General features: G+C 46.7%; 11 protein-coding genes and 1 pseudogene. All 12 read left to right on the top strand.

The genetic code is table 11. The annotated features are described in order from the left end of the window. The first annotated feature begins 3 nt into the window (after positions 1-3). The 12 genes and pseudogenes from JFC05_RS03130 to JFC05_RS03180 all read left to right on the top strand — a co-directional run bounded on the left by JFC05_RS03130 (position 4) and on the right by JFC05_RS03180 (position 13,041). Positions 4-1,044 (top strand): hypothetical protein, encoded by a 1,041-nt coding sequence (locus JFC05_RS03130; RefSeq protein WP_198335727.1) that lies wholly within the window; start codon positions 4-6, stop codon positions 1,042-1,044. A 78-nt stretch (positions 1,045-1,122) separates the two neighbouring features. Further along, positions 1,123-2,325, top strand: coding sequence for a type II secretion system inner membrane protein GspF (gene gspF / locus JFC05_RS03135; RefSeq protein ID WP_198335728.1), 1,203 nt, complete (start codon positions 1,123-1,125; stop codon positions 2,323-2,325). A gap of 498 nt (positions 2,326-2,823) precedes the next feature. Continuing rightward, on the top strand, positions 2,824-3,285 hold the full coding sequence (gspG, locus tag JFC05_RS03140) for a type II secretion system major pseudopilin GspG (protein ID WP_198335750.1): 462 nt from the start codon (positions 2,824-2,826) through the stop codon (positions 3,283-3,285). 433 nt (positions 3,286-3,718) lie between these two features. Further along, positions 3,719-4,258, top strand: coding sequence for a protein-disulfide reductase DsbD domain-containing protein (locus JFC05_RS03145; RefSeq protein WP_198335729.1), 540 nt, complete (start codon positions 3,719-3,721; stop codon positions 4,256-4,258). Between the two features lie 51 nt (positions 4,259-4,309). Then, entirely contained in the window at positions 4,310-6,529 is a 2,220-nt protein-coding gene (locus JFC05_RS03150) for a cytochrome c biogenesis protein CcdA (RefSeq protein WP_198335730.1), read from the top strand. A 696-nt stretch (positions 6,530-7,225) separates the two neighbouring features. Continuing rightward, complete coding sequence (locus tag JFC05_RS03155) at positions 7,226-8,707, top strand: phospholipase A (protein ID WP_198335731.1); 1,482 nt, start codon at positions 7,226-7,228, stop codon at positions 8,705-8,707. A 40-nt stretch (positions 8,708-8,747) separates the two neighbouring features. Next, positions 8,748-9,572: a ComF family protein gene (locus JFC05_RS03160; RefSeq protein ID WP_198335732.1), complete on the top strand. Its 825-nt coding sequence runs from the start codon at positions 8,748-8,750 to the stop codon at positions 9,570-9,572. A 349-nt stretch (positions 9,573-9,921) separates the two neighbouring features. Then, positions 9,922-10,404, top strand: coding sequence for a pilus assembly FimT family protein (locus tag JFC05_RS03165; RefSeq protein ID WP_244658164.1), 483 nt, complete (start codon positions 9,922-9,924; stop codon positions 10,402-10,404). Next, positions 10,401-10,964, top strand: a complete 564-nt coding sequence (pilV, locus tag JFC05_RS03170; protein ID WP_198335733.1) for a type IV pilus modification protein PilV — start codon at positions 10,401-10,403, stop codon at positions 10,962-10,964. The genes JFC05_RS03165 and pilV overlap by 4 nt, the downstream gene beginning before the upstream one ends. Continuing rightward, positions 10,964-11,062, top strand: a pseudogene (locus tag JFC05_RS12925) (PilW family protein); the annotation flags it as partial. The gene pilV and the pseudogene JFC05_RS12925, both read left to right, overlap by 1 nt. Before the next feature lie 18 nt (positions 11,063-11,080). Continuing rightward, positions 11,081-12,088 carry a PilW family protein gene (locus JFC05_RS03175; protein ID WP_420850551.1) on the top strand — a complete coding sequence of 336 codons (1,008 nt, stop codon included), beginning with the start codon at positions 11,081-11,083 and terminating at the stop codon, positions 12,086-12,088. A 143-nt stretch (positions 12,089-12,231) separates the two neighbouring features. Further along, entirely contained in the window at positions 12,232-13,041 is an 810-nt protein-coding gene (locus JFC05_RS03180) for a hypothetical protein (protein WP_198335735.1), read from the top strand. The last annotated feature ends 537 nt before the right edge of the window (positions 13,042-13,578 follow it).

Here is a 13,578-nt window from a genome sequence, read left to right on the forward strand (position 1 = left end):
GTTATGACTGAACCAACCGCAAAGCCAAACGCCCAAGCCGGTAGCCAATCCGCTATCGAAGCCAATGGCAACAAACCAAGTAATGCGCCTCAAGGCACCGTCAGTGATGCGCAATATCCCATGACAGACGCTCAGGAGGATGACAGCGCTGTGGTCTTTGATAAGGCGGCACTGTTGGCCTTGTTTACGGTTGATAGCGCTGTGGACACGGCGCATACCGTCACGTCACAGGTGCAAACTGATGCTTCTACTGATAAGGACAGCATTGCCGCCCAGCGTCTGGCCTTGTACCGTGCTCAGCATGAGCGTACACGGCTTTTGTATATGGCTCCTGCCAATACCCGTCCGACTTATTTGGTACAAACGCTCAAATCACAGTTTGTAGAATACCAGCAATATTTGCTGGCGCAGCAGCTTGATAAACGCGGGCTGATGGATACCGATGGGCTTGAGCGCCTTTGGCAGCAGCTACATGTGGTCGACGACATCATCGCTGATATCGTCCGCCACATGCCCGCGCAGCAGCCAGCAGGGTGGCAGCTGACCACTCAAGATGGCCGTAACCCGTTGTGCTTTGCCACGATCGGTAAACTCAAAAACACCAAGCCTATCTTTGATCAAGGCAGCCTCAATAGCTATGTGCTTGGGCACTTTGGGGTGAGTAGTTTTACTTACGATAGAGGCTATTATATCGGCCATGTAGTCGGCTATTTATTTAGTTGTTATTTTTGCGCGCATCTGTCCATTAGCTATAGCGTCACGGCGCTTGCGCCCGAGGTGGTGGCGGATTATGACTACGCCAGTTTAGAGACACCGCATATGGTGCGGCTGCTACAAGGGCTAGACGGCTATTGCAAAAAACGCATTTATCAATTGGCCGTCATCTGTGCACGGCTGAGTGTGTTTGCCAGTGACAAACGCATCGAGAGAATGCTGATCGCTGAGGTCAATGACTTTGATAAAAAGCTCCAACAGCAGCATTTAGATGTCTTGCTCCTCCAAGGGCTGATGCCGGATAGTAACGACTCCACGCCACTGTTTTAGGCGACAAAGCCACACCCTAAGGTTTTGAGCGCTGTTTTATCATTCATTCTCTTTGATCTTCTTAGGATATCTGCTGCTATGCCAGCCTATCATTTTAAAGCGCTTGACGAGCGCGGCAGTATGCAAAAAGGCCTGCTCGAGGGCGATTCAGCGCGGCAGATACGCCAGCAGCTGCGTGATAAGCAGTGGACGCCCGTGGAAGTCAGTGCCGTCAATGGTAGACAAGCTAAGCACAAAAACCGCTATAAAAAACCCTCCGCTTATGAGCTGGCATTGCTGACCCGTCAGCTGTCTGTCTTGCTGGCAGCGGGTATTCCGTTAGAGGAAACCCTAGCCGCCGTCGCCAAACAATCACCAAAGACGCATATCAAATCTTTAATGCTCGCTGTGCGCTCTCATGTGTTAGAAGGCTTGAGTCTTGCGCGCGCACTGCAGCAAGCAGCCAGCTTTCCGCCGCTATATATCGCCACCATTGCCGCAGGCGAGAAATCTGGTCATTTGGATTTGATCCTCAACCAATTGGCAGATTACACCGAAAACCGTTTTGCTTTACAAAAGAAAATCCAAGGGGCAATGGTCTACCCGATTGTGCTGATGGTGATGGCGGTCGGAGTAATCATGGGCTTGATGAGTTTTGTGGTGCCAAAAATCGTCAAGGTCTTTGAGCAATCAGAGCAAGCGCTACCGCTGATTACCCAAATCGTACTCACACTGTCCAATTTTATCACTCAGTGGTGGTGGCTGATGCTGTTGGTATTGGCTGCGCTGGCATTTTTGTGTTATCGCTTTGCCCAAACGCAAGCGGGCAAGTTGGCCATTGACAGTCTGGTACTCAAGCTACCGATATTGGCGCGCTTGTCTAAGGGACTCAATGCCGCGCGCTTTGCCAGTACTTTGGCGATATTGGTGCGCTCAGGGGTGCCGCTGATTGAAGCCCTACATATCGGTGCGGCGGTGACGACCAACTTACATATCAAACAAACCATTGTGAGTGCAGCCGATCGAGTTACAGAAGGCGCCAGCCTCTCTACGCAGTTAGAAAAATCCTCCTATTTTCCGCCGATGATGGTGCAGATGATAAAAAGCGGCGAAAACTCAGGCGAGCTGGAAAACATGCTCAGTCGAGCGGCCAATATGCAAGAGGCCGAAGCCACCAACTTTATCAGTACGTTACTGTCATTGCTTGAGCCTTTGATGCTGGTGTTGATGGGCGTGGTGGTGATGATTATCGTCATGGCAGTGATGCTGCCGATTGTCAATATGAATGATTTGGCCGGTTAAACGCTATGTAATTTAAGGTGAATCGACGATATAGACTTATTTTGAGCGGACTGTATGGGCGATTAGATAACGGTGAGCTATGGGTCTATCTTGCTTAAACGCCCGCCAGCTTGCTTAAGCTTTACTTACTGTTGTACATTGTTGACTGCGAGTAGGATAAACTTCTGCCAACCCCCGTAGTAAGCTATAGTAACCAGCGTCAGTGTCTCTACAGCCTGCCCGCTGGTTTACAAAACCAAAAAAGATACAAAGCCAAAAAAGATAAATTCATAAGACAAGTCATCTGGCGGCGCTGGATAAAAATAAAATCATGGTCTATAGTGACCATGGTGCCAATATCGATAGATAACGGCAAATAAATCAAATCAGGTAACCATGCACCAAGTAGCGCCAAGCATTAAACGCCATTTAAGCACCCTGATAACTGACACAACTGCGATGATAAAAGTGATGATAATGACTGAAAAAACCCAAGCCGCCCCCCGAGCACAGATGACGATGGACAATACAGGTAGCAGCCCGATAAATACCACTCATGCGAAGCGGAGTGGCCAGTCCGGCTTTACCTTGATCGAGATTATGGTGGTGATTGTCATTTTGGCCATCCTAGCAGGCCTTGTGGTACCCAAAGTGGTGGGCCAAAGCGACAGAGCCCGTATCAAAACCACTGAAACCGCGCTGGCCACTGTCTCAAACGCGCTTGATATGTATAAAGTCGACAACTCGCGTTATCCCACCACCGCGCAAGGATTAGAGGCACTGATCACGCCGCCAAGCGATGCCAAAAACTATCCCGAAGGCGGCTATATCAAAGGCGGCTATCCGACAGATGGCTGGGAAAATGAGATGCAGTATGTCTCTCCAGGCAGCGAAGGCCGTCCTTATGACTTGTTTTCATTAGGAGCCGACGGCCAGCAGGGCGGTGAAGGGCAAGATGCGGATATTTACGCGCAGCTATAGTCCACAATAGCAAGGCAAGCAATGTATCTCGGCGTAGAATAAAGGCAGTCCAAAATGACGTCAATATGCCGATATTACCCGTGCTACTGCTATAAATTTACCTGCAGGCTGTGCTCCTAGAGGCTACGAAAAACTCATTCCAGTAGCACTGTGCCAGTTTTAGAAAGAAGCAGGCTCAAGCTTTGCAGTTTTTTATAATGATCAGATATCAACCAATAACAGCTTATTGGTTGATATTTTTTATTAGTGACACAAATTATGATTTTTGTTAACCACTCTTTGTTGAATGCGTTTTGCTATAGACTGTCTCGGTATATTTATTAATATTATAATTATTTTTAATGTATGTTGCGCTGTATAAGCGGCTTGCTGCTTTGAGCATGATTTAATCTGCATTATCAAGTTTGACATCAGTTATTAAGAGGTATCATTTATGGGTATATTGACATCTACGACAAAATACCAGTCAGCGTGCATGCGTACGGCGGCCATCATTCTTGCTAGTAGCTCACTGATAGCAGCGGGAACCATAAGCGCTCAGGCAGCCAGCCTTAGCGGTTTGTTTAACAGCAGCAATAACGGGTCGTCAAAGTTTTTACCAGTTGAGCAAGCGTTTAGCGTGGATAGCAGCAGCAAGGCCACCAAAAAAGGCACGCAGCTGTCGATTACGTTTGATATCACCCCTGAGCATTACGTTTATAAAAACCAGCTGAAACTGCGCTTCCCTAAAGGCATCAATGCCACGCCATTTACCTTGAACCAAAAACCTGTGACCATTGATGATCCAAACTTTGGCAAGGTGCCTGTATTTACTCAAAAAAGTGTCACCGCTACCACTACCTTAACCACTGCCAATGGCAAGGGCGCAAAAAATGTCCCTGTGGTTATTCATTGGCAGGGCTGTGCTGAGGCAGGACTATGCTATCCACCAGAAAAGATGGCGACCAAAGTTGATATCGCAGTGCCACGCTAAGCCGTTGCTGACATTTTGATTCGATTCTGAGTAATAAATAGGTAGCCTTTCATGCCCGAACATATAGCAACACCGCCGCCGACCACGACTACCCGTGAAACCATCGCTCCTAAACAAGCCAAGCAAGCGCCCTATTACAGTGTAAAAAACCGCCCCTATCTATCGGCACTTGTGCTAAGTGCCAGCGCTCTGCTAGCAGGGCTAAGCGCGCCGATGCACGCGCACGCAGAAGGATTGGGCGATTTGTTTGGTGGTAGCAGTGACAGTCGTGCACAAAAAAAGTTTTTATCCGTTGATGAAGCCTTTGATGTCAGCAGTAGCAGCAGTCCTGCCAAAGCTGGCACGCGCTTGTCGATCAATTTTGATATCACCCCTGCGCACTATGTTTATCAAAATCAGCTCAAGCTGACACTGCCTGATGGGGTAAAGGCCGCGCCGTTTACCTTTAATCAGCAGCCCGTTTCTATCGACGATCCGACCTTTGGCCGCGTGCCAGTGTTTGATCAGGCCAATGTAGTGGCGAGCACCACGCTGAGTACGACAGATGGCAAGCCTCTAGACAATGCTGCGATTACGATTGGCTGGCAGGGCTGCGCCAAAGCAGGATTATGCTATCCACCAGAGAAGATAAAAACCACAGTCAGTATCGCCGCTGCACCCTCCCAGAGCCGCGCCAATAATGCATCAGCGACTGGCCAAGACGCGACAGCTAAAAGCACTGCGGCCAATGCTGATACTAATACCGTAGATACTGACGCTGGAGATGAGGCGACTATCAGTGAGCCGCTAACCACATCATCGGCTGCTGCGCCGCCAGAGAGTGCCAGCGGCCTTGCTGGTGAGCAGATGGATGATGAAGTCGTCGACTATGATTTGATAGACGATGTGTCATTGGAAGGTGAGATTGCCGGTGCAGCTGCGCCCATAGCAGACACCCAGCAGTCTTCTGATCGAGCCTCAAGTAGTAGTGAGACTGCCGCTATCGGCGCGATGGATAGAGACCCTTTTGGCCTAGCGTCTCATCCATGGCTGGCATTGGCTTTGCTTTTTTTAGCAGGTTTGGGCTTGGCATTGACGCCTTGCGTCCTGCCCATGCTACCCATTGTAGCCAATATCGTCGCCCGTGAAGACAATCCCACGGTCAAACGCGGTGTGCTTTTGACAGGCAGCTACGCCATTGGGGTAGCCACCGCTTATGGAATTTTAGGTGCGGTTATTGCGGTGTTTGGTGAGTCTTTGGGCATCATCGGTTGGCTACAAAACCCGATTATCTTAATCAGCTTTGCCATTGTGTTTGTACTTTTGGCGTTATATATGCTGGGTGTTTTTAGTATTCGTTTGCCCAATGCCATCAGTAGTAAGATGCAGCGCTTGAGTCAAGCAGGAGATAGTAAGCTTGGTAGTGCGGGCGGCAGCCTAATCGCTGGTTTTTTATCTGCGCTGGTGGTGTCACCCTGTGTCTCAGCGCCGTTATTTGGCGCGCTGCTGGCGGTGTCTACCATTGGCAGTCCGCTGCTTGGGTTTGTCGCTTTATTTATGCTGGGTTTCGGTCTGTCCGCGCCGCTGATCCTAATCGGTGCCACTCAAGGCAAAATCATGCCAAAAGCTGGCGCGTGGATGAACTGGGTCAAGCAAGGTTTTGCGTTGCTGCTTTTTGCTGTGGCGCTGCTGCTGATTGAGCGCGTCTTTATCTCGCCTGTCATGCTGGTCGTATGGGCGCTTTGGTTTATGGTACTGGCAACATGGGCATGGGGCTGGCTTGGTAAAGGTCGTATCTTAACCCAAGCGCTGGGCTTAATCGCTGGGATTTGGGCGGCTTGTCTGATGGTGGGTGCCGCTTTGGGTAACGATGACAGTCTGCATCCGCTGGCCTCTTTAAGCGCCGCGCCTATGATGATGACATCTGCAAACGGTGTAACAGGTGCGAGCAATAGCGCCAATGACGCGCACATCACCACCCTTGCTGAGCTAGATGCTATTTCGGCTGACAATCCGAAAGTCATTGTCGATCTGACAGCAGAGTGGTGTGTTGAGTGCCGTATTATGGACAAAAACTTATTTCACAATCGTCCTGCTCAGATGCAAGACTGGCTGCTGGTCAGACTCGATATCACAGAGACGACAGAGAACTCAAAAGCCATCTTAGCGCGTTATCAGCTATTTGGACCGCCAGCATTGCTCTATTATCAAGACGGGCAGCTGGTCAATCAGCAAGTAGGGGAAATCGGGCGTTCGGCATTTGAGCAGACTTTAGAGGCGCTCAATCGCTAATTATCTACATGGATGAATAATAGCTAAAAGGGTGAATGTCTCACCTTCAAACACCCGCCTGACATAACAGCTAATGCTGTATATTTTGCCAATCAAAAGCCAAGCGCCTACTATGTTAGGAGCTTGGCTTTTTTGGTAAGGTGCCTTGGGATTGGCAGGGTGACCGACTAACTATTTGCTTTTATAGGTATTAGGGCGTGTCCCTAATTCAAGCGTTTATGACTAAACGGGCTAAAAATGGCTAAATCTTTGGCAAACGGTGTCAAATAGCTGGCCAATATCTTGATATTACCTGCGCTATTTTCCTTGTTTGCCTTCGATTTATCTCATTTTTATCACCATTTTTAAAATAGGGACACGCCCTAAATGTCTTTGTCTGTTTATCTTGTTTGTTTATACAGACATGGTGCTTGATATAATGGTAACCTCTATTGTCTCTTGCTAGTCAAAGTAAGCTCATACGGAGATCTGTCTTTTTGTGTGTGTTATTATCTGTATTTGCAGCAAGGATAACGCTAGTATAGTGTCTATATTTTCATTACAATAAAGCAACAATGCTGAAGGGGCTAGGCGAATTGTCAGCACAGCCCTCGATGTCCATTAATGAATGGTTTTTATATTAGCGCTGATGCTAATGGTATATTCATTATCTAAAATACTCTACTGACCTTATTATTGGTCAGATAAAGGACACCTATGTTTGCCCATATCATTACTCAACGTCAATTACCGCAAGCCTGTGCCTCAAGCCAGCCATCTGGTGGCTTATCACTTAACTGTCGTCAAAGTAGCCATCGCCATCTATGTGTTGCAATCGCGGTGGCTTTGAGCTTGACGGCCTTACAAGCTCACGCTGCGATGGACGAGCAAACCTATCGGGAGCTGCCAGTTCCAGACGCAGCGTTTGAGTATGAGGATTATGAGGTGCCACAGAGCGAGGCCGATACTGAGCAACCAGCGAACGCAGAGGCAGGTAAGCAAAACCGTAAAGTGGTCAGTAAAGAGTTTATTGCCAAACAAGCAGAACTGTTTGCTGAATGTACCGAAGTACAGCTGGCGACCGCGCGTTTGGCTTGTTTTGATAAAGTGGCAGAGCAAGGCAAAACGCCGAGCTATACCACCACCAAACAGCCTGTGGACTTAGCCAAAACCTTTCAAAGCACACTGTCAGGCAACCCGCAAGTGGTGTTTGTAGAAGAAAGCTCTACCATCACAACCGATAGCAGCGCCGTCGCTGCCGAGCTGCCCCAACAAGCGGCGTCCTCGCCTGATACGCAGAGTCTAGACACAGTGGGGTTGACCCAACGAGAAGCCAAAGTGCTCGAAAGTGTCGGTGTCAAGCAAACGGACATCGAAAAGTACACCCCGCTGAGCCTATCTTATGATTTGGATAAAAACAGTGAGCGCGGCACTTGGACCGTCAGACCTTATCGTCCAACCTACTTACTGCCGCTGTTTTATACCTTTGACCCTAACTTGGGGCCAAGCAGTCCTTCACAAGACACCGAGCCTTTTACGTCCAATGATGTCCGTGAGACGGAGCTGAAGTTTCAGCTGTCGTTAAAGACCAAAGTGGCAGAGGACTTGTTTGATAGTAGTGCTGATTTATGGTTTGGCTATACCCAAGAGTCGCATTGGCAGGTATATAACGAAGACAACTCTCGGCCGTTTCGTGCCACCGACTATCAGCCTGAGATATTTTTGACCCAGCCTGTGACCGCTGACTTACCCTTTGGCGGCCGTCTACGTATGCTAGGTGCAGGTGCCATTCACCACTCTAATGGCCAAGATGATCCGTTATCGCGTTCGTGGAACCGCGCGTATCTGATGGCAGGGGCTGAGTGGGGTAAGTTGTCGGTCGTACCGCGGCTCTGGGCGCGCGTCAATAACGAAAGCAGCAGCAGCGAAGACAACTCTGATATCGAAGACTACATGGGCTATGGTGATATCAAATTCCTATACGATCTGCCAGATCAGCAAAGCCTAAGCGGCACGTTGCGCTATAACCCCAGCACCAACAAAGGCGCGGCGCAGATCGACTACATTTATCCACTGACCGAAAATGTCAATGGCTATGTACAGCTGTTCCAAGGCTATGGCGAGTCTATCATCGACTATAACCACGAAAACACCTCCATCGGTTTTGGTATCGTCTTAAATGATTGGAAGGGTTTTTAAGGCCTGATCGACGGCCTTTGACTGCCAAGGAGTACAAGCAATGCGCCGACTGGCTCCTTATCAAACTGGACTATGGCTGGCAGAGTATGTGGATATACGCTGCCAGCTATGCCGCGTATATCGCAGCACCGCACCATCTCAGCTGTTGACTTCTCATCTACCCACAGCCGCTCCTCCGATTGCTGTTCCAATGTTTACCGATATTTACCGTGGTAAGGTTGCTCGGTATATCCATCGTCACTTGAGTCGTGGTCTGCTCTGTGCTCATTGTCATCATGGTATTACGTGGCTGCCCAAACCATTTAGAGTCGATATCGCAGCTGGCAGCGCCTTGGGCATTCAGGCGTCTACTTTTTATGACTATCCTATTCGGCAAGCCATTCGCGCTTTCAAGCATGACGAAGACATGCGCAAACTGCCACTGCTGCTCCATGCGATTCGTCAACTACCACGGCCACATGGCTGCCATCACGATAATGCTGTCATCGTCGCGATGCCAACCACCCCTCAACGTCTGGTAAAACGTGGCTTTGATCCGGTCAGTATCTTAGCCGCGCAGCTGTCTAAGCATTGGCAGATACCGCTATGGCAAGGTGTCCGGCGTATCGATCACACCGTCAGCCAGCAAGGCCTGACACGCGCTGAGCGCCTCAGTAATCTCAATAATGCTTTTGTGCTGACCGAAACCCCGCCAGTTAAACGTTTACTGCTGTTCGATGATGTCGCAACCACAGGCGCGAGCCTACAGGCGCTGGGCCACGCTTTGTATAAGCCAGCTACCAGTGCCGCATCCGCGTCCTCATTGCCGACCAACCGCTACCACCTATCTGCCTATGCACTCGCTCATGGGAGTCAGTATCGTTAGTCATTTATAAAGTATTGACGGTACTTCTATAATGACTAATATGTTGCTAAGATGTTGCCTAACCGCTATATTATTAAATCAATATATATAAATTTGTTAGCTAACATTAATCGAAGGCTACGATTGGTTTTTAAGTACCTGATTTAAAATATATTTTTCTGTAGCTGGCATGTGGTTTTATGGAATAAAAATTGCATGTCTTATAGTGAACGATAAAAGAATGTGACTTCTCCCTACTGATTGGTAGTTAAGTGTCTTAGTAGGTAAGAGTTACGAGGTCTTTTAGATTGACTATTGGCAAATGGATGGTTATGAGACAGACGGTAGACGTTATAAATAGGAATGTGATGTGAGAGCCTCTAAGAATAGCCTGTCGCCTACAATACAAATGAGAAGCTCAGGGTTTACCTTGATTGAGCTGATGGTGACGATTGCTGTGCTTGCTATTATTGTTGGTATCGCGGCGCCTAGCATTAGTACGCAGTTGGAGAACCAGCGAGTGAAAGCGACAACTGCTACTCTAGTGAGCGCATTGAAAGAAGCGAAAGCTGAAAGTGTTATTCGTAGACAGGCTTTGGAGTTTAGCTTCGATGCTAGTAACCATTCGATAGCTATAAAAACTAAGGAAGATAGTCCGGTTGAGGTTGCAAGCTATAGCTATAGCTCGAAAAGTATTATAAAAGCAGATGAAACTTCGATTACATTTAGTCCGTCTAAGCGTGCAGATGCTGTCACTTTGAATGTATGTGATAACTATTCAGCTACTACAATGCAGGTTATCGTTACTACAGCGGCTAATATAAGTAGCGTAGCAGGAGGAACCTGTTCATGATTAAGTTAGATAATCAGCGCGGAGTAGGCTTAGTAGAGGTTATGGTAGCTTTGTTATTATTGGCTGTTGCTGTATTAGGGTTTAGTGCGTTGCAGCTAAATGCATTGAGTGCTACGGATGAAAGCTTAGTACGTAGCCGCGCTATGAGTATGTCAAAACAACTATCGGAGAATATGCGTTTGAATACCTTAGCCACTGATGACTTTATGACAGAGTTAAATACCCTGAACCAAGGCGCAACTAATATCACTGAGTATTGTACTAAAGTGGCACAGGCAAGTAGTCGTTTCGACCAAGATAGCTGTAAATCAGACGCTTGCAGTGCCGAAGAGATAGCACAATTGAATGCATGGCAGGCAGCTAGTTTAGGCTGTGAACAAGATATCATGCTAAATATGACCACTTGTCCAGATATGGCTGATATTAATGCTAGACAATGTATTATTACCTCATGGGGTAAGACGCTACCTGTGTTAGACGATAGCGAAGACAACGCTTGTGGCAACAGTAGTGGAGCCTACAAAGCAGGAGCGAATTGCTTGATAATGGAGTCTTATTGATGAGAGCCTCACCGTTTCGTGACTGTGATATATATCAAAGGGGATTTACCTTAATAGAGCTCATGATATCGCTGTTCTTGGGTTTGCTAGTGTCTGCGGCAGCTGTACAGGTTTACATGATTAATGCAAAAACAGCAGGAATTCAAGTAAGCGCTTCAGAACTGGTTGAAGATGCAACCTTTAATCTGCCTACTATTGAAAGAAAGTTGCGTCTTGCAAATTTGGGGTTAGCAGATGAAGTTGCAGCAGATCAGCCTGGTTCTGGTATTGTACTAACCAGTGCTGAAAACGCGTTAGAAGATGAAGAGGGAAATAAAGCATTAGATAACTTTCGTAATCCTAAAGACTTAGGAGATGATCCAAAAGTACCAAAAAACATCACTTTAGGTGGCGCTCCTGTAAAAGTGTCTTTATTAACGCGTACTGGCGATCAGACGGTGGGCACAAAGACAAATGAGTGGACTGGAGCGAGTAATACGAACTTGAAAAGCGGTCAGCTGACCATTCAATATCGTGCTCCTCAGGATATGTATGACTGTGAAGGTAAATTGGCTTTGGGTCCAAGACAAGTGACTATCGGTGGTGTAAAGGAAGCTATTGATGGCCAAGTTGTTATAGAACGTTTCTATCTTAAGGCACCAGACGATTCGAAGCCTACAGAGCTGTCTTTGTATTGTGACGCAGGTAAGTATATTACCGAAGTTATGGATGAGTATACTGAACAAAGCAAACCAGATGAAAAATTACCTAAGTCTGTTGAGTTTGAGACACGCAACGCAATCAGAGATTTTGGCGATGCCGGTCAAGAAATTATGACTAATGTAGACTATTTTGACATATTACTATCGACGCGAGAAGGTAACCAATTACAGTACTATACTGTAAAGGACTACTTAGATTTGGACTTCGATAAACAACCACCTATTGTAGGTATAAAGTACGGTTTGATTTTGCGTTCTGAAAATGCCGCGTTGAATGAAGAAGGGCCATCCGAATTCAGCGTACTGGGTAAAAGCTCTACTTTAAACGATGGTTTAAGTAAAAAGTATTTGCGTACAGTAGTAGAGTCATATGTAACGTTAAGAAATATAAGTGTTATGGATGAAAATAAACCTGCTATTTAAACTTGTCTTGCTTTGGTAATCATATTATGAATCAGTATCCTAGATGTCAGTTAGCAAACTCGCAAAACGGGGCGACATTAATTGTGGTTCTCATGTTTTTACTGTTGATTGTGGTCGTGGGTGCTATAGCTGTGCGAAACAGTATGACTTCGTTACGTCTTGCAACCAGCGATCAGGTTGACACTTTACTTTTAAATACCTCAGATACCGCAAATAAAAATATCGAAAATATCATTAATGATCCAGATTATAGTAGCGAAAAAGCCAATATCCTTGGTTCTCTTGGGTTCTTTGGTTATTTTTTAAATACTGGCGCCACCTCGAACCGTGGGGATCAGGTATTGTTTTGCTATCGTCCACGCCAAAACTACTTTTTTAAGATGTCAGAGGCAACTATTAATACTCCATCTGGTCAAAGTAAGCTGATAGGCGGCGCAGGATCAGGTGGTTTTTGTCGTCCTAGTGAAGCCAATGACTTTGTCAACGCTCGTCAAAACGTCATGACTCAGGTGTCAGTGACCAGGCCAAATACCCAGTCATTACCAGTCACCCCTTTTGGTAATGTACCATTAGAGATAACCATTAATTCAGATGACGCTACCAGTAGCTCGCCAAGCTTTCGGATACACTCCACCTCATTTTTGCCAGCTTTATCAAACGTATCAGACGATAAAATCACTGAGTGTCTCAAAAAGCCCAGCGAAAACGCCGCATCATTTGTAGCTGGAGTAGATGAAGATGACTCTACCCAAAACATCTATTTTGGTGAGACCCGAAACGAGTGTCTAGCGAAGATAGGCGTACCAGCCAAAGTGCTAGTCAAAGAAGCCAAGCTAGAGAACGATGTCAATTCTGAAAACTGTATAGATGACGGTTATGGAGAAGGTGACGGAAAGATCTCTAAAGCATGCCAAGAGCTATTGAGCTTAACGCCGACTGGCAACATAGCTTAGCTAATAGGTTAACTTAGGTCAGATTTATAACTAGTATATAGCAGGAATCTAATATGAAGCTCATTCGATCTACTACGCCTTTATTAAAACAGTTTCGACCAACTGCTATTATGCTAGCGGTAGGTGCTCTTATGGCACCTTCAGCAATAACTCATGCTGGCACTGCCTATGATGCCAGTGGTAACGCAAGCTACAACGAGCTTGGTGACTTGACTATTTACCAACCTAGCAGCGAATCAAATAAGCCGACGCTGACTTTGATGCTCGATAAGTCCGGTAGTATGGAAGGAGACTATAGTTTTATAAGAGACCTTACCTTTGAGGAAGTTCGTGTTTATAGAGCATCTGAATTTAGAGGGTGCAATAGATATGGTTGTTATTATGATTATTATTACTACTTCAATCGCAATGATGTGCCGTCAAACCTTAATAAGGACGGATGGATAGATAAATATACTGTAAAAGATCTGAAAGGCAAAGATAATCAGCTTTGCGTTATGAGAGATAGTGACATAAGCAACATTAATAGTACTGCCA

The organism is Psychrobacter celer (assembly GCF_016107555.1).
In the GTDB taxonomy this organism is placed as follows: Bacteria; Pseudomonadota; Gammaproteobacteria; order Pseudomonadales; family Moraxellaceae; genus Psychrobacter; species Psychrobacter celer.

Coding starts and splice junctions, on each gene's coding strand:
- JFC05_RS03130 (WP_198335727.1), top strand. CDS start 4: ATGACTGAACCAACCGCAAAGCCAAACGCCCAAGCCGGTAGCCAATCC.
- gspF (WP_198335728.1), top strand. CDS start 1,123: ATGCCAGCCTATCATTTTAAAGCGCTTGACGAGCGCGGCAGTATGCAA.
- gspG (WP_198335750.1), top strand. CDS start 2,824: ATGGACAATACAGGTAGCAGCCCGATAAATACCACTCATGCGAAGCGG.
- JFC05_RS03145 (WP_198335729.1), top strand. CDS start 3,719: ATGGGTATATTGACATCTACGACAAAATACCAGTCAGCGTGCATGCGT.
- JFC05_RS03150 (WP_198335730.1), top strand. CDS start 4,310: ATGCCCGAACATATAGCAACACCGCCGCCGACCACGACTACCCGTGAA.
- JFC05_RS03155 (WP_198335731.1), top strand. CDS start 7,226: ATGTTTGCCCATATCATTACTCAACGTCAATTACCGCAAGCCTGTGCC.
- JFC05_RS03160 (WP_198335732.1), top strand. CDS start 8,748: ATGCGCCGACTGGCTCCTTATCAAACTGGACTATGGCTGGCAGAGTAT.
- pilV (WP_198335733.1), top strand. CDS start 10,401: ATGATTAAGTTAGATAATCAGCGCGGAGTAGGCTTAGTAGAGGTTATG.
- JFC05_RS03175 (WP_420850551.1), top strand. CDS start 11,081: ATGATTAATGCAAAAACAGCAGGAATTCAAGTAAGCGCTTCAGAACTG.
- JFC05_RS03180 (WP_198335735.1), top strand. CDS start 12,232: ATGACTTCGTTACGTCTTGCAACCAGCGATCAGGTTGACACTTTACTT.